The 19,762-nt window shown below is 69.6% G+C and carries 22 protein-coding genes; 11 read left to right on the top strand and 11 right to left on the bottom strand.

Annotation, left to right across the window (positions count from 1 at the left end):
* Window positions 1-90 precede the first annotated feature (90 nt).
* On the top strand, window positions 91-723 hold the full coding sequence (locus tag ABY42_RS12960; RefSeq protein ID WP_050459689.1) for a DsbA family oxidoreductase: 633 nt from the start codon (window positions 91-93) through the stop codon (window positions 721-723).
* A gap of 66 nt (window positions 724-789) precedes the next feature.
* Here the strand turns inward: ABY42_RS12960 and ABY42_RS12955 are convergent, their stop codons facing one another.
* The 3 genes from ABY42_RS12955 to ABY42_RS12945 form a co-directional block, all read right to left on the bottom strand.
* A complete protein-coding gene (locus ABY42_RS12955; RefSeq protein WP_050459688.1) occupies window positions 790-1,218 on the bottom strand; it encodes a DUF7522 family protein in 429 nt (142 codons plus the stop codon).
* Between the two features lie 81 nt (window positions 1,219-1,299).
* Entirely contained in the window at window positions 1,300-2,235 is a 936-nt protein-coding gene (locus ABY42_RS12950) for an oxidoreductase (RefSeq protein ID WP_050459687.1), read from the bottom strand.
* 85 nt (window positions 2,236-2,320) lie between these two features.
* Entirely contained in the window at window positions 2,321-3,274 is a 954-nt protein-coding gene (locus tag ABY42_RS12945; protein ID WP_050459686.1) for an isoaspartyl peptidase/L-asparaginase, read from the bottom strand.
* Between the two features lie 118 nt (window positions 3,275-3,392).
* Here ABY42_RS12945 and icd point away from each other — a divergent pair, with 118 nt between their 5' ends.
* Window positions 3,393-4,652, top strand: coding sequence for an isocitrate dehydrogenase (NADP(+)) (gene icd / locus ABY42_RS12940; RefSeq protein WP_050459685.1), 1,260 nt, complete (start codon window positions 3,393-3,395; stop codon window positions 4,650-4,652).
* A 54-nt stretch (window positions 4,653-4,706) separates the two neighbouring features.
* Here icd and ABY42_RS12935 read toward each other — a convergent pair whose 3' ends face one another.
* The 3 genes from ABY42_RS12935 to ABY42_RS12925 all read right to left on the bottom strand — a co-directional run bounded on the left by ABY42_RS12935 (window position 4,707) and on the right by ABY42_RS12925 (window position 6,415).
* Window positions 4,707-5,162, bottom strand: coding sequence for a hypothetical protein (locus tag ABY42_RS12935; RefSeq protein WP_049905062.1), 456 nt, complete (start codon window positions 5,160-5,162; stop codon window positions 4,707-4,709).
* A 172-nt stretch (window positions 5,163-5,334) separates the two neighbouring features.
* Window positions 5,335-5,838 carry a hypothetical protein gene (locus tag ABY42_RS12930; RefSeq protein WP_081605199.1) on the bottom strand — a complete coding sequence of 168 codons (504 nt, stop codon included), beginning with the start codon at window positions 5,836-5,838 and terminating at the stop codon, window positions 5,335-5,337.
* A 232-nt stretch (window positions 5,839-6,070) separates the two neighbouring features.
* On the bottom strand, window positions 6,071-6,415 hold the full coding sequence (locus ABY42_RS12925) for a cupin domain-containing protein (RefSeq protein ID WP_004974876.1): 345 nt from the start codon (window positions 6,413-6,415) through the stop codon (window positions 6,071-6,073).
* A gap of 126 nt (window positions 6,416-6,541) precedes the next feature.
* Between ABY42_RS12925 and ABY42_RS12920 the strand changes: the two genes are divergently transcribed.
* Window positions 6,542-7,081, top strand: coding sequence for a DUF5817 domain-containing protein (locus ABY42_RS12920; RefSeq protein WP_050459684.1), 540 nt, complete (start codon window positions 6,542-6,544; stop codon window positions 7,079-7,081).
* A 47-nt stretch (window positions 7,082-7,128) separates the two neighbouring features.
* Here the strand turns inward: ABY42_RS12920 and ABY42_RS12915 are convergent, their stop codons facing one another.
* Both ABY42_RS12915 and hmgA read right to left on the bottom strand, forming a co-directional pair.
* A complete protein-coding gene (locus ABY42_RS12915; protein WP_156224407.1) occupies window positions 7,129-7,278 on the bottom strand; it encodes a hypothetical protein in 150 nt (49 codons plus the stop codon).
* Window positions 7,279-7,489: 211 nt separating this feature from the next.
* Window positions 7,490-8,701: a hydroxymethylglutaryl-CoA reductase (NADPH) gene (gene hmgA, locus ABY42_RS12910; protein WP_004974879.1), complete on the bottom strand. Its 1,212-nt coding sequence runs from the start codon at window positions 8,699-8,701 to the stop codon at window positions 7,490-7,492.
* Between the two features lie 144 nt (window positions 8,702-8,845).
* On the opposite strand from hmgA, the gene ABY42_RS12905 reads away from it, so the two are divergent.
* The 7 genes from ABY42_RS12905 (at window position 8,846) to ABY42_RS12875 (ending at window position 17,554) form a co-directional block, all read left to right on the top strand.
* Entirely contained in the window at window positions 8,846-10,507 is a 1,662-nt protein-coding gene (locus ABY42_RS12905) for an amidohydrolase (RefSeq protein WP_050459682.1), read from the top strand.
* A gap of 209 nt (window positions 10,508-10,716) precedes the next feature.
* Window positions 10,717-11,874, top strand: coding sequence for a quinolinate synthase NadA (nadA, locus tag ABY42_RS12900; RefSeq protein ID WP_050459681.1), 1,158 nt, complete (start codon window positions 10,717-10,719; stop codon window positions 11,872-11,874).
* The gene (locus ABY42_RS12895) at window positions 11,871-13,472 is read left to right on the top strand and encodes an L-aspartate oxidase (protein WP_050459680.1); all 1,602 of its coding nucleotides are present in this window, start codon (window positions 11,871-11,873) and stop codon (window positions 13,470-13,472) included. The genes nadA and ABY42_RS12895 overlap by 4 nt, the downstream gene beginning before the upstream one ends.
* Window positions 13,459-14,265, top strand: coding sequence for a carboxylating nicotinate-nucleotide diphosphorylase (gene nadC, locus ABY42_RS12890; RefSeq protein WP_050459679.1), 807 nt, complete (start codon window positions 13,459-13,461; stop codon window positions 14,263-14,265). Before ABY42_RS12895 ends, nadC begins: the two co-directional genes overlap by 14 nt.
* A gap of 63 nt (window positions 14,266-14,328) precedes the next feature.
* A complete protein-coding gene (pyrF, locus tag ABY42_RS12885) occupies window positions 14,329-15,126 on the top strand; it encodes an orotidine-5'-phosphate decarboxylase (RefSeq protein ID WP_004974893.1) in 798 nt (265 codons plus the stop codon).
* Window positions 15,127-15,217: 91 nt separating this feature from the next.
* Window positions 15,218-15,808 (top strand): J domain-containing protein, encoded by a 591-nt coding sequence (locus ABY42_RS12880; RefSeq protein WP_050459678.1) that lies wholly within the window; start codon window positions 15,218-15,220, stop codon window positions 15,806-15,808.
* 141 nt (window positions 15,809-15,949) lie between these two features.
* Window positions 15,950-17,554, top strand: coding sequence for a GTPBP1 family GTP-binding protein (locus ABY42_RS12875; RefSeq protein WP_050459677.1), 1,605 nt, complete (start codon window positions 15,950-15,952; stop codon window positions 17,552-17,554).
* Window positions 17,555-17,594: 40 nt separating this feature from the next.
* Here ABY42_RS12875 and ABY42_RS12870 read toward each other — a convergent pair whose 3' ends face one another.
* The 3 genes from ABY42_RS12870 to ABY42_RS12860 form a co-directional block, all read right to left on the bottom strand.
* Window positions 17,595-18,086 carry a hypothetical protein gene (locus tag ABY42_RS12870; RefSeq protein WP_050459676.1) on the bottom strand — a complete coding sequence of 164 codons (492 nt, stop codon included), beginning with the start codon at window positions 18,084-18,086 and terminating at the stop codon, window positions 17,595-17,597.
* Window positions 18,083-19,015 carry a methenyltetrahydromethanopterin cyclohydrolase gene (gene mch / locus ABY42_RS12865; protein ID WP_004974899.1) on the bottom strand — a complete coding sequence of 311 codons (933 nt, stop codon included), beginning with the start codon at window positions 19,013-19,015 and terminating at the stop codon, window positions 18,083-18,085. Before mch ends, ABY42_RS12870 begins: the two co-directional genes overlap by 4 nt.
* 124 nt (window positions 19,016-19,139) lie before the next feature.
* Window positions 19,140-19,454, bottom strand: coding sequence for an MTH1187 family thiamine-binding protein (locus ABY42_RS12860; RefSeq protein WP_004062408.1), 315 nt, complete (start codon window positions 19,452-19,454; stop codon window positions 19,140-19,142).
* A gap of 105 nt (window positions 19,455-19,559) precedes the next feature.
* Here ABY42_RS12860 and ABY42_RS12855 point away from each other — a divergent pair, with 105 nt between their 5' ends.
* Window positions 19,560-19,727 carry a hypothetical protein gene (locus ABY42_RS12855; protein WP_231608287.1) on the top strand — a complete coding sequence of 56 codons (168 nt, stop codon included), beginning with the start codon at window positions 19,560-19,562 and terminating at the stop codon, window positions 19,725-19,727.
* Window positions 19,728-19,762: the final 35 nt, after the last annotated feature.

Here is a 19,762-nt window from a genome sequence, read left to right as displayed (position 1 = left end):
CGTTCGCTCTCTGCCACTCAGTAGCGTCGGCATTCGAACTGGTCGCCGGCGACCGCGCCGTTTTTGTAACCGTAGGAGAGACAAATGCGTATGAGCTCAGACGCCGACCAGGCGATAACGGTCTACTCGGACTACGTGTGTCCCTTCTGCTACCTCGGGAGGCAGTCCCTGTCGCAGTACCAAGAGACGAGAGACGAGGAACTCGACATCGACTGGCATCCGTTCGACCTGCGGAGTCAGAAGCGTCGCCCCGACGGAAGCATCGACTTCTCGGTCGACGACGGAAAAGACGAAGACTACTACGAGCAGGCGAAGCAGGGAGTCCGCCGGTTACAAGAGCGGTACGGCGTCGAGATGAACCTGGAACTCGGGACCGACGTGGACTCGCTTCCGGCGCAGGTCGTCTCGTACTACCTGAAGGGACACGCCGACTACGAGACGTGGCTCGCGTTCGACGAGTCGGTCTTCGAGGCGCTCTGGCAGGACGGCAAAGACATCGGCGACGAGGCGGTACTCGTCGAACTCGCCGAATCGGTGGGCGTCGACGGCGAGGAAGTCACGTCCGCGCTCGGCGACGAAACGCTTCGGAGCGAGGTGCGCGAACGATTCAGCGAGGCCCAGCAACACGGCGTCACCGGCGTCCCAACGTTCGCGTACGAGGGCTACGCCGCGAGAGGTGCGGTTCCGCCGGAACAGCTAGAGCGACTCGTCGAGGGCGTGTAGGGCCGGACGAGCGACCAACGAGACCGACAGCGCTCGAAGGGTCGTCGCACCCGCCGGCGAGTCGGTTCACCCGGCGGTGTTCGTTTCGAGCATCCGACGGAGCGCGACTTCCATCTCCTCGAACTCCGAGAGTTCGAGTTCGTCGGTAGTGACGATGACGCCGCGGTCTCCGGCGACGACGCGGCCGACGAACCCGGCAGAGAAGACGCGAAGGGTGAACTCGTACTCGCCGAACTCCGGACGCTCGCCGTTCCTGCCGGCGTTGTAGGTTTCCTGCGGTCCGAACCCGGTGCGCTCGCTCTCGACGAGTTCGGATTTGGCCGCGCGCGCCGCGGCCTCGTCGCCGCCGTAGAGGTCCCGCCGGACGTACAGCACGTCGAAGTCGTCGCGGGTGAAGTGGACGACGCTTCGGAGAGCGTCCCCGAGGGTCGTTCGGCAGGTGGAGACGAGGGCGTCGGCGACGCTCCCGGTGATTGTCGGCGTTGATTCGGTCACGGGGGTAGATAGCACGCCACAGTATTTGGCCGTCTCGCCTCTCCCACCACCCGGTCGCCGCGCCGCTCGGCCCGGCGCGGTTCAGGCCAGTCGGAACCGCGTGTCGGTGAGTTCCTCCGAGACCTCCCAGAGCCGTGCGGCAGTCTCCGGGTCTCTGGCGCGGTCGCTCGACTCCGCGATGCCGGGGGTGCCGCGCATGCCGAACAGCCCCTGCGGGCCGACGTACTCCCCGCTTTCGACGGCTGGCGAGGTTGCGGCGTACAGGAGCGGGAGCGCGCCCATCTCGGCCGACTGGGCGAATATCGCGTTGCCGAGTTTGCTCATCCAGTACCGGAGCGTCGACCCGGACGCCTCGGGGCCGCGGAACTGGAGGTTCGTGTCGGCGTAGCCGGGATGTGCGCCCACGCTCAGCACGTCGTCGATGCCCGCGGCGGTCAGCCGGCGGTCGAGTTCGAACGCGAAAAGCAGGTTCGCGAGCTTGCTCTGGGCGTAGGCGTCCCACTCGTCGTAGTCGCGTTCGCCCTGCAGGTCGTCGAAGTCCATCCGGCCGCGCTCGTGGAGGCCGCTCGACATCGTGACGAGCCGCGTCTCGCCGGGCGTGTCGCGGAGCGTCGGAAACAGGCGGGCGCTCAGGACGAAGTGACCGAGGTGGTTCACGCCGAACTGCGTCTCGAAGCCCTGTGCGGTCTCCCGCCGGGGAATCGCCATCACGCCGGCGTTGTTGCAGAGGGCGTGTAACGCCCCGTGCTCGGCGGCGAACTCGTCGGCGAACCCCCGGACTGAGTCGAGGTCGGCGAGGTCGAGTTCCGAGAGAGTCAGCGAGGCCGCCGGCACCGAGTCGCGGACGTCGGCCATGGCGTCCTCGCCGCGGTCGAGGCTCCGGCAGGCCATGACGACGTGCGCGCCCTTCTCTGCGAACATGCGCGTCGCCTCGAAGCCGAGGCCGCTGTTCGCGCCGGTGACGACGACGGTCTTCCCCGAGAGGTCGGGGGCGTCGGCCGCGGTCCAATCGCTCATGGGGAACTCCAAGGACCGAACCGAGTAAACCGTGGCGGCGACCGCCGGCGCGGCCGGACGAACGGTCGTAGACGCCCGATTGGGACTACTTCGACGCGGTGCTGGTCTGCATCCCGTCGGAGTTGTACGCCGAGCCGAAGCCCTCGTCGTCGAGGAGGATGATGCCCGCCGACGACCCGGTGAGTTCGCCGAACTCCTCGATGGCGAGGTCGGCCGCGGTCTGGGCGTCGCAGCCGCGTTCGAGGTGGCCGACAGCGCGACGTGCGAGCGTCACGCGCGCGATGTCTTCTCCCGCTCCCGTGGTCGACGCGCCGCCCGCGGGGGAGGCGTAGAAACCCGAGCCGATTTGGGGTACGTCGCCGACACGGCCGGCGAGGGCGAACCAGCGGCCGCCGGTCGAGGTCGCGGAGGCGAACGTCTCGCCGTCGGTGGCGACCGCGCCGACCGTGTCGTGACCGGGAAGGCGAACATCGTGAGCCGAGCGGTCACTGCTTGCTGAGGTCTCCTCGCGGGCCGGCAGGTAGCCGTCACCCGCCTCGGCCGTCGGGTCACTCGTGCTGCCGCCGAAGCGGTCCGCGAGCCACGCGAGGTGTTCCGTCGGCGACCCCTCGGGCGCGTCCGCGTTCTCCCAGCGCTCGCGGGTCTCGTCGGTGAAGAGATCGACGCCGGTCTCGACGCCCGCGTCGGCGGCGAAGTCGACCGCCGGCTCGCCCGTCAGGAGGACGTGCGGGGTGTCTTCGAGGACCGCCCGCGCGACGGAGACGGCGTGTTCGACGCCCTCCATGCCGGAGGCCGCGCCGGCGCGTCGGTCGCTCAGCATGACGCCCGCGTCGGTGCGGACGACGCCGTCGGACTGGACCGCGCCGCCGACGCCCGCGTTGAAACGGTGGTCGGATTCGAGGACGCGGACCGCGGTCTCGACCGCCGAAAGCGGGTCGGGTTCGCTCGCGCCCGCGTCGGCCGCGTCGTCCAAGACGGCCTGTCTGGGTTCCGGTTCGCCGGGGATACCGCCGGCACCGCCGTGGAGGATAATTCGCATACGAGGGTGTCTTCGGAGCGTGGTCCTAAACGTATCGACCGATGAATGGAGCGATACTTGCACTTCGCCGTCGATAACGGCAGGACTTTTACACCGCACTGGAAAACCCAAATTGTTCATGAGCTACGACCAGATTGAGGTTCCGGACGACGGCGAGAAGATCACGGTCGACGAGGAGACGGGCGAGCTCTCCGTCCCCGACAACCCGATTATTCCGATCATCCACGGCGACGGAATCGGAACGGACGTCGGCCCCGCCGCACAGAAGGTCCTCGACGCCGCCGCCGAGGCGACCGGCCGCTCTGTCTCTTGGATGCGCGTCTACGCCGGTTCGTCCGCCCGCGACAAGTACGACGAGAACCTCCCGGAGGACACGGTAAGCGCCATCCGCAACCACCGCGTCGCAATCAAGGGCCCGCTCACGACGCCCGTCGGTGCCGGCTTCCGCTCGCTCAACGTCGCGCTCCGCAAGAAGCTCGACCTCTACGCGAACGTCCGCCCGACCTACCACCTCGACGGCGTCCCGTCGCCCGTGAAGAACCCCTCGGCGATGGACATGGTCACGTTCCGCGAGAACACCGAAGACGTGTACGCCGGCATCGAGTGGGAAGCCGGTACCGACGAGGTCCAGCAGGTCAAGGAGTTCGTCGAAGACGAGATGGGCGCGGACGGCGTCATCCACGACGGTCCCGTCGGCATCGGCATCAAGCCCATCACCGAGTTCGGGACGAAGCGACTCGTCCGCGAGGCCATCGAGTACGCCCTCGAAAACGACCGCGACTCCGTCACCCTCGTCCACAAGGGTAACATCATGAAGTTCACCGAGGGCGCGTTCCGCGACTGGGGCTACGAACTCGCCGAAGAGGAGTTCGGCGACGTCACCATCACGGAAGACGAGCTCTGGGAGGAGTACGACGGCGAGAAGCCCGAGGACAAGGTCGTCGTCAAGGACCGCATCGCCGACAACATGCTCCAGCAGCTTCTCACCCGCACCGCCGACTACGAGGTCATCGCCACGATGAACCTCAACGGCGACTACATGTCCGACGCCGCCGGCGCGCAGATCGGTGGTCTCGGCATCGCCCCCGGCGCGAACTTCGGCGAGGGTCTCTGTCTCGCAGAGCCCGTCCACGGCTCCGCGCCCAAGTACGCCGGTGAGGACAAGGTCAACCCGACCGCGATGATTCTCTCCGGCCGTCTCATGTTCGAGTACATGGGCTGGAAGGACGCCGGCAAGCTCATCCGCGACGCCGTCGAGAAGACCATCTCGGACGGCGACGTCACCTACGACCTCGAACGCCAGATCGAGGGCGGCAACAAGCTCGCCACGAGCGAGTACGCCGACAAGGTCGTCGAGAACATCAACGAACTCGCGTAAACGAACACACCACTTCTCTCTCGCGGCATCGACGCCGCAGTTCTTTCGCGCCGACTACAGTCGATTCGGGTCCCGCCAGCGCTGAATCCGGTTCCACAGGGGCCTGACGAACCCGAAGACGACCGCGCCGGCGGTGTCGGCGACGATGTCGACGCCCGTGTCCTCCAAGTAGACAGAGCGGGGCCACTCGACCCAGAAGCTAGTGAACAGGCGCTCGTACACCTCGAACCACGTGCCGATGGCGGCGACCGCCATCGGGAGGACGACGAGGAGCGCGACCCGCGAGTGGAGCAGGCGGGGGTTGAGGACGTAGAGGACCGCCGCGACGCCGAACCCGGAGGCGGCGTGGACGAGGATGTCCCACCACCAGATGCGGGTGTAGAGAAACAGCGCCATGCTGGTGAAGTGCGTCGCGGTGACGACGCTCCCGAACACCGCGACGGCGGCCATCTCTCGGGGGCGTTCTTCCCACCCGGCCAGCACCATCTCGTCCCAGGTGCGCCTCAGCATGCGCGGGGGGATGCGCGAGTCGCGCCGAGTACGGTGAGGAGGGTCGGTGCCGGGCCTGCTGCGAGCGGAAGCATAGACGAGAGATAGGACATCATCGATATGTACGTTATCCCGACGGAGCAACACGTTTGGGGTTAAATTAACCCTCCCGACGGGAGCATCGCGTCCGGAGTCAGCGGTCCGATGAGGAGTCGTCGTCCGCCTTCTCGCCGCCGTCTGAGCGGAGGTGACCGGAGGAGGGCGGCGAGTCGCCGCGGGGGCTATCCGCCCGCGTCCGCGACCTGAGGACGCCCTCGACGAGGGCGAAAAAGCCGAGGCCGCCGACCACGTCGACCACGAGGTCTATCGCGGTGTCCTCGACGTAGTAGGCCATCGACCAGCCCCACCAGAAGTCCTTGAACAGGTACTCGTACACCTCGAACCCCGCGCCGATGGCGAGGATGATGCCACCGACGACCACCGGGGCGCGAGCGCCCCGGAAGGTCCGGGGGAACACGAGGAACAACACGCCCGCGACGCCGAAGCCCGAGAGCGAGTGGGTGAGCACGTCCCACCACCAGATACGCGTGTAGATGTCGTAGGCGAGCCCGCCGAAGTGGAGCGCGCTGACGACCGCCGCCCAGACGCCGACGAACACCCACAGCCACGGCTCGCGTGCGAGCTTCGAGTGACTCATGGTCGCCCGCTGCTCGGCGGGGTATCCGGGGTGTTCGGCGCGCCGGGCGCTATCCATGGAGGAAGTACGCGGGGGAGGGGCATAGTTAGGGACTACCGTCTACCGGATGGTGACACCGGACTGATAAATGCTTTCTCCTCATGTGTTTCGAACGAAACGTTCCGTGACTCGTTCGAGAGACCCCACCCCGGCGGCCCGTAAGAGAGGTTCTAACGGGGGGTCGCACTCGGCGTCAGTCTAGCCACGGCGGATTCTCCCGCGGCGGCGAGAACACGTCGATGCCGACGACGGTCTCGTCGCCGCGGTTCTCCGCACCGTGGAGTTCGCCGCCCGCGAGCGAGTAGGCGTCGCCGGGACCGACGGCGACTTCCTCGCCCTCGTCGCCGACGAGGAACGTCAGTTCGCCGGCGACGATGTAGCCGACCTGCTCGTGCGGGTGGTCGTGAACCGGGACGGCCGCGCCGGGTTCGATGCGGAAGTGCTGGACGTTCATCTTCTCCCCGCCCGCGAGGAGCGAGAGGGAGACGCCGTCGGCCGCCTCGGCGGACGGCGCGTCGTCGAGTGAAACTCGGTCCATGGTGGCAAGCCACAGGGAACGGGGATAAATCCGCCGGGGAGGCGCGGCGGGGGTCGTCACCCGCGAGGGGCCCGCGGTCGCTCCCGCTCCCGAACGTTCAAATCCGACGCCGCGGAACATCGGCGTATGTACGCGGTCGTAGGGTGTACGGACTGCGCGAACATGTGGCTGCTTTCGGACCCCGACGGGTCGAAGACGGCGACGTGTCCGCGGTGCGGCAGGCGACACCAGACGAAGAAGCTCCGGCGCTTCTTCGAGTCCGACGACAGGGACGCCGCGCGGCAGGCGCGCTCGGCGCTGTTGGCGAAGAAACACGGCGACAGCGAGGCGTTCGCGCAGGTCGAACACGTCTCGGAACTCGACCGGCGGGTCGAGGAGTCGGGCGTCGACGACCGCGAGTACCTCGAGGGCTCGGGGCTCGACGCCGACGAGGTGTTCGAGGCGGGCGAGGCCGCCTCTCGCGGTCGGAACTCGTCGTCGGGGTCGCCCGACCGCCTGACGGTCGTTCGCGAGGCGGTTCGGGACGGCGACCGGCCGACCGAGGAGGAAATCGTCGCGACCGCGGTCGAACGCGGCGTCCCGGAGGACCGCGCCCGCGACCTGCTCGACAAACTCCGGCGGCGCGGCGAGGTGTCGGAGTCGCGGGGCCGACACCGACTGGTCTGAGCGTCGCGGCGGGCGACCGGTAGGAAGGGGCCGCGAGCGCGAGCACCTCAGAGCGCGCCGAGCAACTTCGCCACGGTCAGCGCGGAGGCGACGACGCCGAGGGCCAACTTCACCAACCTGAGCGCGAGCGCCAACCGCCGCGCGTCGTCGTACTCGTCGGGCGATTCGGGGTCGGTACTGCGTGTAGAGAGTGGCATGGGAGGGGATGGGGTGTGGACACGCCCGCGGGTGCTGCCCGACGGGCGCGTTTTCATCGTTTCCGCGGAAACGGAATAAACGCGAGCCACGGGTGCGGGGTGAAAGTGAAAGTGAACAGAGAGATGCGAATACGCTAGTATAGTGCGGGAGTGTGCTGAGAAAAGCAGTTCAGCTGTGTCCGGTGCCGGTGAAACTGAAACCCGGTTCGAGTTATCGACCGAGTTCGGCGTGGGCGCTGGAGAGGTGCCGCGAGGCGAGCGCCGAAAGGAGCGAGAGTTCGCCCGCGAGGGAGCCGACGGCGATGCACTCGGCGAGGGCGTCGGCGTTGGAGCCGGCGGGGTCGCCGCCGCCGCTGACGCCGAGGATGTCGAGGCCCTCGGACTGCGTCGGGAGCTTCGTGCCGCCGCCGACGGTGCCGACTTCGAGGGAGGCGATGGAGACCGAGACGTAGAGGTCGCCGTCCTGCACCTCGGCGGTCGTGATGGCGTTCGCGCCCTCGACGACCTGCGCCTCGTCCTGTCCGGTGGCGAGGAACATCGCGGCGACGACGTTGGCGACGTGGGCGTTGAAGCCGAGGCTCGCGGCCTTCGCGGAGCCGACGAGGTTCTTGCGGGTGTTGAGTTCGGCGACCGCTTCAGGCGTGGTGTGCAGGCGCTCTTCGACGACCTCGCGCGGGATGCGCACGTCGGCGGTGACGCTCCGGCCGCGGCCCTCGACGGCGTTGATTGCGGCGGGCTTCTTGTCGGTACAGAGGTTGCCCGAGAGGGCGACGAGCGAGGCGCTCGTCTCTTCTTCGACGACGCCGGAGGCGGCCTCGGTGGCGATGGTGGCCATGTTCATCCCCATCGCGTCCTTGGTGTCGTAGCGGAACCGCAGGTAGACCGAGTTGCCGACGACGTACGGCGTCACGTCGAGGAGTTCGCCGTGGTTCGTCGTCTCCTCGGCGGCTTCCTTCAGCGCCGCGAAGTTGTCGCGGGTCCACGAGACGAGCGCCTCGGCCTCGGCCACGTCGGCGACGCGGAACACGGGCGCGCGGGTCATCCCGGACTTGAGGACGCGGGCGGTCGCGCCGCCGGCGCTGTTGATGACCGAACAGCCGCGGTTGACCGACGCGAGGAGCGCGCCCTCGGTGGTCGCGAGCGGGAGGTACTTCTCGCCGGAGACGGAGCCGCCGTCGACGCTGACGGGGCCGGCGACGCCCATCGGCACCTGAATCGCGCCGACCATGTTCTCGATGGCCGACTCGGCGGCCTCGGCGGGGAAGCCGTAGTTACCAACCGCGTCGAGCGACGCGCCGGACTGCGATTCGACGAGCAGCCGGCGCGCCTCGGCGGCGGTGTCGGCGTCGGCGTGCGCTTCGAGTTCGTGGAGGCGGAGTTCGCCCTCCCGAACGCGGTCGGCGAGGGACGCGGCGTCTGTCATGCCCCGACGTTTCCCGCGCCGGCCCTAACGCGTTCCGGTTCTTTCAACGGTCGCCGTCTGTCCCCGTCCGAGACCACCCGGCCACCGCCCGGCCACCCCGCCGCCTCCCGAACCGTTTTGCCCTCCCGCGTCGGGGTCGAACGTATGACCGCGGCAGCGGACCTCGTACTGACGAACGCGGAGGTACACACGCTCGGCTCGCCCGACGAGACGCACGAAGCCGTCGCCGTCCGCGACGGCGAGGTCGTCCGCGTCGGCCGCGCGTTCGACGTGGAACTGCTCGTCGGCGTCGAGACGCGGGTCGTCGACTGCGGCGGCCGCGTCGTCCTCCCCGGCTTCATCGACGCCCACACGCACCTCCCGATGGTCGGCCGGTCGCTCGTCCACGCCGACCTCTCGGCCGCCGACTCCCCGGCGGAGGCGGTCGAACTGCTCCGCGAGCGAGCCGCCGAAGTCGAAGCCGACGATGGCGGAGCCGGCGGTGATGGGGCCAGCGGCGACGGGACCGGCGACGAGACCGACTGGGTGCTCGGCTACGGCTACGACGAGAGCACGTGGGACGAATCCAGATATCTCACCCGCGACGACCTCGACGCCGTCTCCGAGTCGCTTCCCGTGGTCGCCTTCCGCGAGGACCTCCACACCGCCGGCGTCAACTCGGTCGTCCTCGACCGCTACGCCGACGAGATGCCCGACTCGGGCGTGCAGACCGCCGGCGGAGACGCTGCTTCCGAGGGCGTCGTCGACGGCGACGCCGCCGGCGAGCCGACGGGCGTCGTGGTCGAGGGCGCGGTCGACGTGCTCCGCGAGGCGACCGAACCGGGCCGCGAGGAGATGGCGGCGCTCGTCCGCGCCGCGCAGTCGTACGCGACCGCCCGCGGGGTCACCGGCGTCCACGACATGGTCCGCGGCTCCCGCGCGCCCGAGGTCTACCGCGACCTCGACGAAGCCGGCGAACTGGACCTCCGCGTCCGAATCAACTACTGGTCGGACCACCTCGACGCGCTCCGCGAGGTCGGTCTGCGGACGAACCACGGAGGCGGGAGCCGCGGCGATCTCGTCGCCGTCGGCGCGATAAAGACGTTCACCGACGGGAGCTTCGGCGGCCGGACCGCGAAGCTCACCGAACCGTACGCGGACGCCGCGGGTGACCCCGACGCGGCCGACGACGAGACGGGCCAGTGGGTCGTCGACCCCGAAGAACTCCGGGAACTCGTCGCCGACGCGGACGGGTCGGGCTACCAGCTCACCGCGCACGCCATCGGCGACGCGGCCATCGACGCGGTTCTCGCGGCGTACGAGGAGACCGACGACCCCGGCTCGGCCCGCCACCGGGTCGAACACGTCGAACTCGCCTCCGACGAGGCCATCGAGCGCTTCGCCGAACTGGGCGTCGTCGCCTCGGTCCAGCCGAACTTCCTGAAGTGGGCCGACGAGGGCGGCCTCTACGACGCCCGCCTCGGCGAGCGACGCCTGCGGACCAACCGCTACCGCGACCTGCTCGACGCCGGGGTCGACCTCGCGTTCGGAAGCGACTGCATGCCGCTCGGGCCGCTTCTCGGCGTCGACCTCGCCACCGACCACCCGAACCCCGACCAGTCGCTCACCGTCACCGAGGCGCTCCGGGCGTACACGTCCGGCGCGGCCTACGCCGGCTTCGACGAGGACCGACTGGGAACCGTCGCGGTCGGCACCGCCGCGGACCTCGTCGTCCTCGACGAGTCGCCGTGGGAAACCGACTCGATTCGCGACGTCGCGGTCTCGATGACCGTCGTGGACGGTCGCGTCGTCTTCGAACGCGACTGAGCGAACAATCGCCATCGACGGGGGAGTACATTCGAAGAAAATTATTCTTCAACCGAGTAGACGACGTTCGCGGGTTCTGAATCCAATCAGACGAAAGTACCACCGACCAATCGGGGCTGTAGAGAATCTTTACGGGTAGGTGGCGAGTATTGAAGAAAAATATTTTTCAATAAGGTCCGATGATTGGACTTCCACCGTGGTGACCAATCGTGGTTGAATTACAGTCGGTCGGGTTCGAGTCGGAGCTCAGCCTGTTCAAATACGACACGCTCGAACAGCTTCCGGAGAGCCACCGCGACCTCGACGAGGCCGCCCGCTCCCGGCGAATCGCCGCCGCCCGCGAGGAGCTCGGCGACCGAGTCATCGTGCTCGGACACAACTACCAGCGACGCGAAATCGTCGAGCACGCGGACTTCATCGGCGACTCCTACGAACTCTCGAAGCGCGCCGCCGAGTCCGATGCCGAGTACGTCGTCTTCGCCGGCGTGACGTTCATGGCCGAGAGCGCGGACATCATCACCGACGACGACCAGACGGTGATTCTCCCGTCGATGGAGGCGTCGTGTCCGATGGCCGGGATGGCCGAGGCCGTGCAGGTCGACTCCGCGTGGGAGACGCTCGTCGAGGAGTCCGGCGGCAAGGACATCATCCCCGTGACGTACATGAACTCCTACGCAGATCTGAAGGCCTTTTGCGCCTCCCACGGCGGGCTCATCTGCACCTCCTCGAACGCCGCCGACGCCTTCGAGTGGGCCTTCGAACGGGGCGACGCCGTGCTGTTCCTGCCCGACAAGCACCTCGGGCGCAACACGGCCGACGACCTCGGCATCGACGGGGTCGTCGAGTGGGACCCGTGGGCCGGCGACGTGGCCGAGTCGATGGGCGCCGCCGGCGAGGTCGACCCCGAGATTCCCGACCTCGGCGACGCCGAGGTCATCCTCTGGGACGGCTACTGTCAGGTCCACGAGCGCTTCCGCGTCGATCACGTCGAGGAGGCGCAGGCCGACGGCGCGAAGGTCGTCGCCCACCCCGAGTGCCGCCCGAGCGTCGTCGCGGCCGCCGACGAGGTCGGCTCGACGAGCCACATCTGCGACGTCATCGAGAACGCCGACCCCGGCGAGACGTGGGCCATCGGCACCGAAGTCCACCTCGCGCGACACCTCGCGCGCTGGCACCCCGAGGTCGACGTGCGGCCGCTCTGCGGCGACGCCTGCATGGACTGCAACGCCATGCGGCAGGTCGACCCCAACTACCTGACGTGGGTGCTCGAAGAACTCGCCGCGGGCCGCGAACCCAACGTCGTCGAGGTCGCGCCCGAGGAGAAGGAACTCGCCGCGGTCGCGCTCGACCGCATGCTCGAACTATGAAGGCCGACGTGCTCGTCGTCGGCTCCGGCATCGCCGGCTGCGCCGCGGCCCTCGCCGCCGCCCGCGAGGGGGCCGACGTGCTCGTCGTCACGAAGGCGACCGAGCCCGAGGACGCCGCGTCCGACTGGGCGCAGGGCGGCATCGCCGTCACCCAGTCCGCGCCCGAGGAGTTCGCCGCCGACATCCGCCGCGCGAGCGACGACACCGCCGACCCCGAGGCGGTCGAGACGCTCGTCTCCGAGTCCCGAGCCGTCGTCGAGGACGTGCTCTTGGACACGCTCGAAGTCGAGTTCGACGCGGTGGGCGGCGGCGCCGACGGCACCGACAGCACCGACAGCACCGACGCCGCCGACTTCGACCTCGCCCGCGAGGCGGGCCACTCCAGCCGCCGCATCCTCCACGTCGACGCCAGCACCGGCGCGCACGTCCTCCGGCCGTTCCTTCAGCACCTCTCGGCCCGCGACGGCGTGCGCATCGTCGACGACGCGACGGCGCTCGACCTCCTGACCGAGGAGGGAACCGTCCGCGGCGCGACCATCCTCGCCGACGGCGAGGTCGAACCCGTGTTCGCCGGGGCGACCGTCCTCGCCACCGGCGGCATCGGCGACTGTTACGCCCGGTCGACCAACCCCGCGGGCGCGACCGGCGACGGCGTGGCGATGGCCGCGCTCGCCGGCGCGACCGTCTCGGACATGCAGTACGTCCAGTTTCACCCGACGGCGTACGACCCCCGGACTGACCCCCAGGCCGACGACGACGCGCAACCGTTCCTCGTCAGCGAAGCCGTTCGCGGCGAGGGCGCGGCCCTGCGCGACGCCGACGGCCGCCGATTCATGCCTGACGTGCACGAAGACGCCGAACTCGCCCCCCGAGACGTGGTCGCCCGCGCCGTCTCCCGCGCTCGCGACCGAACCGGCCGCGTCGTCCTCGACGTGTCCGACCTCGACTTCCGCGAGGAGTTCCCCGACCTCGCGGCGCTCTGTGACGACCGCGGCGTCGACCTCGACGCCGGCATCCCCGTCGCCCCGAGCGAGCACTTCCTCTGCGGCGGCGTCGCCGTCGACGACCGCGGCAGGACCTCGCTGTCCCGCCTGTTCGCCGCCGGCGAGTGCGCCCGCACCGGCGTCCACGGCGCGAACCGACTCGCCTCGACCAGCCTGCTCGAAGGGCTCGTCTGGGGCGTCCGCGCCGGCGAGACCGCGGCCGACCGGGGCCGCGGCGACGCCGAGGCCGTCGAGTACGCGCCGCCGCGCGACTCCGACCCGGCGCTGCCCGACGCCTTCGCCGACACGAAGTTCGACCGCCTCGGGCGGACGATGGACGAGTTCGTCGGCATCGAGCGCACCCCCGACGGGCTCGGGACCGCGCGGGCTCGGCTCCGCCGCCTGAAGGGCGAGGTCGACGCCTACGCCCGCACCCGCGTCTCGCGGTCCATCTACGAACTCCGGAACGCCTGCGTCTCGTCGCTCCTCGTCGCCCGCGCGGCCGCCGACGCGCCGTCGGCCGGCTGTCACTCGCTGGTCGACCCGGACGGAAGCGAGGAAAGCGAGGAGAGCGACGACGCCGGACGGGGGGTGACCCCGCGTGCTGACGACTGAGACCGTCGAGCGCTGGCTGGCCGAGGACGTCGGCCACCGCGACGTGACGAACGACGTGCCCGGCGACACCACCGGGCGACTCGTGGCGAAGGAGCCGGCGGTCGCCGCCGGTCTCGACGCCGCCGTCGCCGTCTTCGACTACCTCGGCGTCGAGGCCGAGCGAGCGGTCGAAGTCGGCGACGCGGTCGAAGCCGGCGACGAAGTGCTGCGAGTCGACGGCGACGCCCGGAGCGTCCTCCGCGGCGAGCGCGTCGCCGCCAACGTCGTCGGCCACGCCTCCGGGGTCGCGACCACGACTCGCGAGGCGGTCGCCGCCGCCCGCGAGGTCTCCGACTCGGTCCGGGTCGCCGCGACCCGCAAGACCACGCCCGGCCTCCGCGGCGTCGAAAAGCGCGCCGTCGTCGCCGGCGGCGGCGACACCCACCGCCTCACGCTCTCGGGGATGGTGATGGTCAAGGACAACCACGTCGCCGAACTCGGGCTTGAGGAAGCCGTCCGCCGCTTCGCCGAGCGCAAGTCGTTCGCGACGAAGCTCGAAGTCGAAGTCGAGACGCCCGAGATGGGCGAGCGCGCCGCGGCCGCCGGAGCCGACATCGTCCTGTTCGACAACCTCCCGCCCGAGGCGGTCCGCGAGGGCGTCTCCCGGCTCCCCGAGGGCGTCATCGCCGAGGCCAGCGGCGGCATCACGCCGGAGACGCTCCCCGCCTACGCCGACACCGGCGTCGACGTGGTGTCGATGGGCTGGCTCACCCACAGCGCGCCGAGTTCGGACTTCTCCTTCCGGACCGGGTGAGCCGGCCGGTCCACCCGGAGCGAAGGGAAAACCCCTTACTGCCGGTCGTCGCACTCGCGGGCAATGGGCTTCTTCGACGACCTCCGCGACCGCATCGAGGCGACAGACAGCGTCGTCTCGGTCGGCCTCGACGCCGACATCGACCGCATCCCCGACCACCTCCTCGACAAGGACCTCCCGCGGTGGGCGTTCAACCGCCGCATCATCGACGCGACTCACGAGCACGCCGCGGCGTACAAGCCGAACGCGGCGTTCTACGAGGACGAAGACGGCTGGCGCTCCCTGCGCGAGACCGTCGCCTACGCCCACGGCAAGGGCGTGCCGGTCCTGCTGGACGCCAAGCGCGCCGACATCGGTAACACGACCCGCAAGTACGCCGACCTGCTCGACGACGCCGACGCCATCACGGTCAACCCCTACATGGGCCGCGACTCCATCCAGCCGTTCCTCGCCCGCGAGGACAAGGGCGTGTTCGTCCTCTGTCGGACCTCGAACCCCGGCGGCTCCGACCTCCAGTCGCTCGAACTCGATTCGGGCGAACCCCTCTACGAGCGCGTCGCGGCGCTCTGCGACCTCTGGAACGAACACGGGAACGTCGGTCTCGTCGTCGGCGCGACCGGTCCCGACGAACTGGAACACCTCCGCGAACAGGTGCCCGACCTGCCCTTCCTCGTCCCCGGCGTGGGGGCGCAGGGCGGCGACGCCGAGGCCGCCGTCGAGTTCGGCCTCGCCGACGGCGTCGGCCTCGTGAACTCCTCGCGCGGCATTATCTTCGCCGGCGAGGACGACGGCGAGGACTTCGACAAGGCCGCCGGACAGGCGGCCAAGCGCCTCAAAAAGCGGCTGAACCAGTACCGCTGAGTCGGCGCGGGCGCTCGATTTTCGGCGGGTGACTCTTCGGCGGGTGACTCCCCGGCGAGACGTTTACCACCGTGCGCCCCTAACTGCGCTCGTGGACCGAGACCGACTCGTCATGGGGCTCGCGGCGGTGTTCGCGGGAATCACCATGCTCCTCGTCGTGTTGGCGTTCGCCTACCAACAGCTCCTGTTGCTGTTCGTCGCCGTCCCCTTCGGCGCGACGACGTACTTCATGTACGCCCACGTCAGCGGCCGCCTCGAAGAGCGGTTCCGCAGGACCCGCGTCCGCGCCGACGCCGGGCGCGGCGGGTTCGGCTTCCGGTCGGACCGGCGGCGGGGCGACCGCCGGGAGACCGGCGGCTTCGGCGCGGGTCCCCGCGACGACCCCCAAGAGGGACCGCGAACCGGTCGATTCGGCCCGAACGCCGGCCCCGGCGGCGGATTCGACGGCGGTCGGCGGAGACGGCGCGCCCGCGACGGAAGCGGGACGCGGGTCCGCCCGCCGCGGCGCGGCATGAGTCGGCAGAAAGCCCTCGAAACGCTCGGCCTCGACGACGACGCCTCCGAGGACGAGGTGAAGGCGGCCTACCGGAAGCGAGTCAAGGAGACCCATCCGGACTCGAAGACCGGCGACGAGGAGGCGTTCAAGCGCGTCAACCGCGCCTACGAGCGCCTGACCGAGTAACGCGGTTTCCTTTTCACCCGCATTCGACCGGCACGAGCCTCGACGAGCGCCCCCGCGTCGGTTCCGTCTCGATTGCGGTACGTTCTCATGGTAATCGCTACCGCGGAAAGCGTTTTCACGGTCGGTTTCCTACCCGCTTCCATGAGCGCGGATCGGGCTCTCTTGGACGAGGCCCTCGAGCGCGGTGAGGAAGAAGGCGGCAACGTCGAGTTCAAAGAACGCCTCACCCGCGCCGTTCACCTGTCCGACGGCCGGATGGAGTCGCTCGCGGCTCAGCTCCGACACCGGGTGCTCTCCGGCGACGGCGTGGCGACCTACGTGGTCGGCGTCACCGACGACGGCGGCATCGCCGGCATCCCGCCGGACGACTTCTCCGAGACCATGGACGTGCTGTCGCTTCTGGCCGAGGAGGCCGGCGCGCACATCGAAGACGTGGAGACGTGGGGCGTCGGCGACTCGGCCGAGCGCGGCCTCGTCGGCGTCGCGACCATCCGCGAGGGGGCGATGCTCGACGTGGACGACGACCACATCGTCGTCGGCACCGCGGGCCACGTCGACCACGGGAAGTCCACCCTCGTCGGTTCGCTCGTGACCGGGCAGGCCGACAACGGCAACGGCGGCACGCGGTCGTTCCTCGACGTGCAGCCCCACGAGGTCGAACGCGGGCTGTCTGCGGACCTCTCGTACGCCGTCTACGGCTTTTCCGACGACGGCCTGGTCCACATGCGAAACCCCCACCGGAAGTCCGACCGGGCGCAAATCGTTCAGGAGGCCGACCGGCTGGTCTCGTTCGTCGATACTGTGGGCCACGAGCCGTGGCTCCGGACGACGATTCGCGGCCTCGTCGGTCAGCGTCTCGACTACGGCCTGCTCGTCGTCGCCGCCGACGACGGCCCGACGCGGACGACCCGCGAACACCTCGGCATCCTGCTCGCGATGGAGCTACCGACGGTCGTCGCCATCACGAAGGTCGACGCCGTCTCCGAGGAGCGCGCCGCCGAGGTGGAACGCGAGGTCGAGCGGCTCCTCCGCGACGTGGGCCGGACGCCCCTGAGCGTCGAGCGCCACGGCGTCGACGCCGCAGTCGACGAGATAAGCGAGTCGGTCGTCCCGCTGTTCCTGACGAGCGCGGTCACGATGGACGGCCTCGACGACCTCGACCGGCTGTTCGAGTCGCTCCCGAAGCGCAGCGCCGCCGAGGGCGACTTCAAGATGTACATCGACCGGACCTACTCGGTCACTGGCGTCGGCGCGGTCGCCTCGGGCACGGTCAACTCCGGGGCGGTCGAGGCCGGTGACAAACTGCTCTTGGGACCGATGTCCGACGGCGAGTTCCGCGAGGTCGAGGTCCGCTCCATCGAGATGCACTACCACCGGGTCGACCGGGCCAACGCCGGCCGCATCGTCGGCATCGCCCTCAAGGGCGTCCGCGAGTCCGAAATCGAACGGGGGATGGTGCTCCTCCCGGCCGACTCGGAGCCCACCGCCGTCCGCGAGTTCGAGGCCGACGTGATGGTACTCAACCACCCGACGCGGATTCAGGAGGGCTACGAGCCCGTGGTCCACCTCGAAACCATCTCCGAGGCGGCCGTCTTCCACCCCGACGGGGGGCGGCTCCTGCCGGGCGACACCGGCACGACCCGCGTGGAGTTCAAGTTCCGACCGTACTTCGTCGAGGAGGGCCAGCGATTCGTCTTCCGCGAGGGCCGGTCCAAGGGCGTCGGGACCGTGACCAAGGTCGACTAACGTAACACGGGCGGCGACGCGGGTTCGTCCCCGCCGGCGGTCAGGCTGATTCCTCGACCGCGACGTAGCCGTCCGGTTTTCTCGCCGCCGCGCCGAACAGCACCGCCCAGTCGAGCAGCCGCGCGACCCTGTTTCGCCAGCGCGATTCCCACCCGTCGGGGTCGCGGTGGCGCTCCCAGTTCGGGACGGTCGGCTCGAACGCGTCGAAGACCGCGTCCGCAGACCTCGGCTCGTCGCCAAGGGCGTCGAGGACCTCTCTCGCGCCGAAGACGTTCGCCTCGAAGGCGGCCCGCAAGTCGTCCCGCGTCGGGTCCTCGCGGACGCGCTCGAAGCCGCGGCTCACCTCGCGGGCGAGGGCGAGCGACTGGCAGAACACGAGCCAGTCGCGGCCCTCGTCGGGCGTCACGTTGAGTCGGTTCGCCACCCGGCCGCAGCAGTCGTCTTCGGAGCCCGGAATCAGCGGGACGGCGCGGTGGGCGTCCCACAGTCGGTCGAGGGAGTCCGGCGCGGGCGGGACCGGTTTGCGCCTCACAGTCCGAACGAGTCGGCGAGCACGTCCTCGTCGGTCTCGCCGAGGGCGTACGTCGGGCCGTCGACCACGTCGACGGTGACCTGCGCGGGGCCGAACACGTCGGGGTCGACCTCGCCGAAGTCCCAGTCGGCGTCCTCGAACAGTTGTTCGAACGGCACGCCGTAGTCGGGTCCGGCCGTGGAAATCGCGCGGTCGAAGTCGTCGAAGTCCTCGCTGACGGTGACGTGGACGCGCCCGCCGTAGGCGACGGCGTCGTTCGTCCGTCCCATGGCGACGCTCTCGTCGTAGCTGACGGGGGCGAGCGGGGCGGAACCGTTGATAGAGAGGACGTTCGTCGGGTCGTAGCCCGCCTCGAAGAGGTTGAACACGGCGAGTTCGGCCGCGCGGGCCGCGCCCGTGACGCTCCCGACGAGCGAGCCGGTCGCGTAGGTCGGCAGGAAGACGGCGCTCGGTTCGAGGCCGGTCGTCTCCGCGACGTGTTCCGCGACCTCGTCGGTCGGGAGGTCGATGCTCTCGACGGAGAGGACCGTCAGGTCGAACTCGTCGTAGTAGCCGAGGTGGTGGAACTCCTCTTCCTCGCCGACCAGCGCGCGTGCGGGGCCGGAGCCGAGGCCGTCGAAGTCGTCGAAGGTGAGCTCCCAGCCGGCCTTCTGCGAGCACAGGAGGGCCAGCGCGGGGCGGTCGGTGGAGAGTTCGACGTGCGGGCGGGGCGTGCCGGCGACCTCGCCCATCCGCGTCTGTACCGTGGCGAGACCCGCGGTCTGAATCTCCGCGAGGAGCATCCCCGCCTCGACACCGCCGTCGGCGTCGACGCCGAAGTCGATGACCGTCGCGCCCGAGTCGAGTTCGTAGCCCTCGATGCCGAGTTCCCCGGCGAAATCGAGCGCCTCGTCGACCAGTTCGATGGCCATCCGATTGATGCTGTCCATGCGAGGCGATTGCGCGCCTTCGGCTAAAGGGTTTGTCAGTCACCCACCGCTCCGGGGCGCGTGGACGTGCCACGTGGGGCGCGTCGCGGGAATGCCCGGCGGGTCGCCGCACCCCCGTGCGACACTATTCGCGGTCGCTTCTCGCTTCCCGACCGAGGTGGGCTTCGACCGCGTCGACCTTGTCGGCGGCCGTCTGGTCCTTCGTGCGCTTGTCGTCTATCTTCAGGAACGTGCTCACGCGGTCGCCGTCGACCGCCTTGTGGGCCGCGCCGACCGCCGCGAGCAGTTCGTCGATGTCGTCGGCCTCGATGACCGTCCCCATCGGATTCGTCTCGTAGGACACCTCGAAGTCGTCGAGAGCCGCGACCGCCTTGGCGACCTCGCCCGACATGCTCCCTTCGACGACCGGTGCGACGCTCAGCATCGCGATGACTGTCATGGTCGAACCCACGCGCCACGCGGTAGTAAAACGGAGTGGCCCGAGGCTGCCGATTCGATGACGGAACCGACGAGGCTATCTCCTCGAACAGCCACAGATTCCGATATGTTCCAGAGCGAACTCACTCGGGTGGCACTCGTCGCGGGGGCGAACGTCGTCGGCGGGGTGACCCTCGGCTCGGCCATCGGCGGAACGGTCGGCTACGCGGCGGAGTGGACCGCGACAGGAGCCATCTTGGGGCTGGCGGTCGCCGTCTTCGCCGCCCGGCGATAGCCGCCTCCGCATCCCCGACTTGGCGGCGCATCGCG

The organism is Haloferax gibbonsii, from assembly GCF_001190965.1.
GTDB classification, from domain to species: Archaea; Halobacteriota; Halobacteria; order Halobacteriales; family Haloferacaceae; genus Haloferax; species Haloferax gibbonsii.
Note: the sequence above shows the minus strand (reverse complement) of the source record. Positions and strands in the feature narration are given on the sequence as shown.

Coding starts and splice junctions, on each gene's coding strand:
- ABY42_RS12935 (WP_049905062.1), bottom strand. CDS start 5,162: ATGCTGAGGCGCACCTGGGACGAGATGGTGCTGGCCGGGTGGGAAGAA.
- ABY42_RS12905 (WP_050459682.1), top strand. CDS start 8,846: ATGACCGCGGCAGCGGACCTCGTACTGACGAACGCGGAGGTACACACG.
- hmgA (WP_004974879.1), bottom strand. CDS start 8,701: ATGACAGACGCCGCGTCCCTCGCCGACCGCGTTCGGGAGGGCGAACTC.
- icd (WP_050459685.1), top strand. CDS start 3,393: ATGAGCTACGACCAGATTGAGGTTCCGGACGACGGCGAGAAGATCACG.
- ABY42_RS12860 (WP_004062408.1), bottom strand. CDS start 19,454: ATGACAGTCATCGCGATGCTGAGCGTCGCACCGGTCGTCGAAGGGAGC.
- ABY42_RS12855 (WP_231608287.1), top strand. CDS start 19,560: ATGTTCCAGAGCGAACTCACTCGGGTGGCACTCGTCGCGGGGGCGAAC.
- ABY42_RS12920 (WP_050459684.1), top strand. CDS start 6,542: ATGTACGCGGTCGTAGGGTGTACGGACTGCGCGAACATGTGGCTGCTT.
- ABY42_RS12895 (WP_050459680.1), top strand. CDS start 11,871: ATGAAGGCCGACGTGCTCGTCGTCGGCTCCGGCATCGCCGGCTGCGCC.
- ABY42_RS12930 (WP_081605199.1), bottom strand. CDS start 5,838: ATGAGTCACTCGAAGCTCGCACGCGAGCCGTGGCTGTGGGTGTTCGTC.
- ABY42_RS12875 (WP_050459677.1), top strand. CDS start 15,950: ATGAGCGCGGATCGGGCTCTCTTGGACGAGGCCCTCGAGCGCGGTGAG.
- ABY42_RS12915 (WP_156224407.1), bottom strand. CDS start 7,278: ATGCCACTCTCTACACGCAGTACCGACCCCGAATCGCCCGACGAGTAC.
- ABY42_RS12945 (WP_050459686.1), bottom strand. CDS start 3,274: ATGCGAATTATCCTCCACGGCGGTGCCGGCGGTATCCCCGGCGAACCG.
- ABY42_RS12925 (WP_004974876.1), bottom strand. CDS start 6,415: ATGGACCGAGTTTCACTCGACGACGCGCCGTCCGCCGAGGCGGCCGAC.
- mch (WP_004974899.1), bottom strand. CDS start 19,015: ATGGACAGCATCAATCGGATGGCCATCGAACTGGTCGACGAGGCGCTC.
- pyrF (WP_004974893.1), top strand. CDS start 14,329: ATGGGCTTCTTCGACGACCTCCGCGACCGCATCGAGGCGACAGACAGC.
- ABY42_RS12950 (WP_050459687.1), bottom strand. CDS start 2,235: ATGAGCGATTGGACCGCGGCCGACGCCCCCGACCTCTCGGGGAAGACC.
- ABY42_RS12960 (WP_050459689.1), top strand. CDS start 91: ATGAGCTCAGACGCCGACCAGGCGATAACGGTCTACTCGGACTACGTG.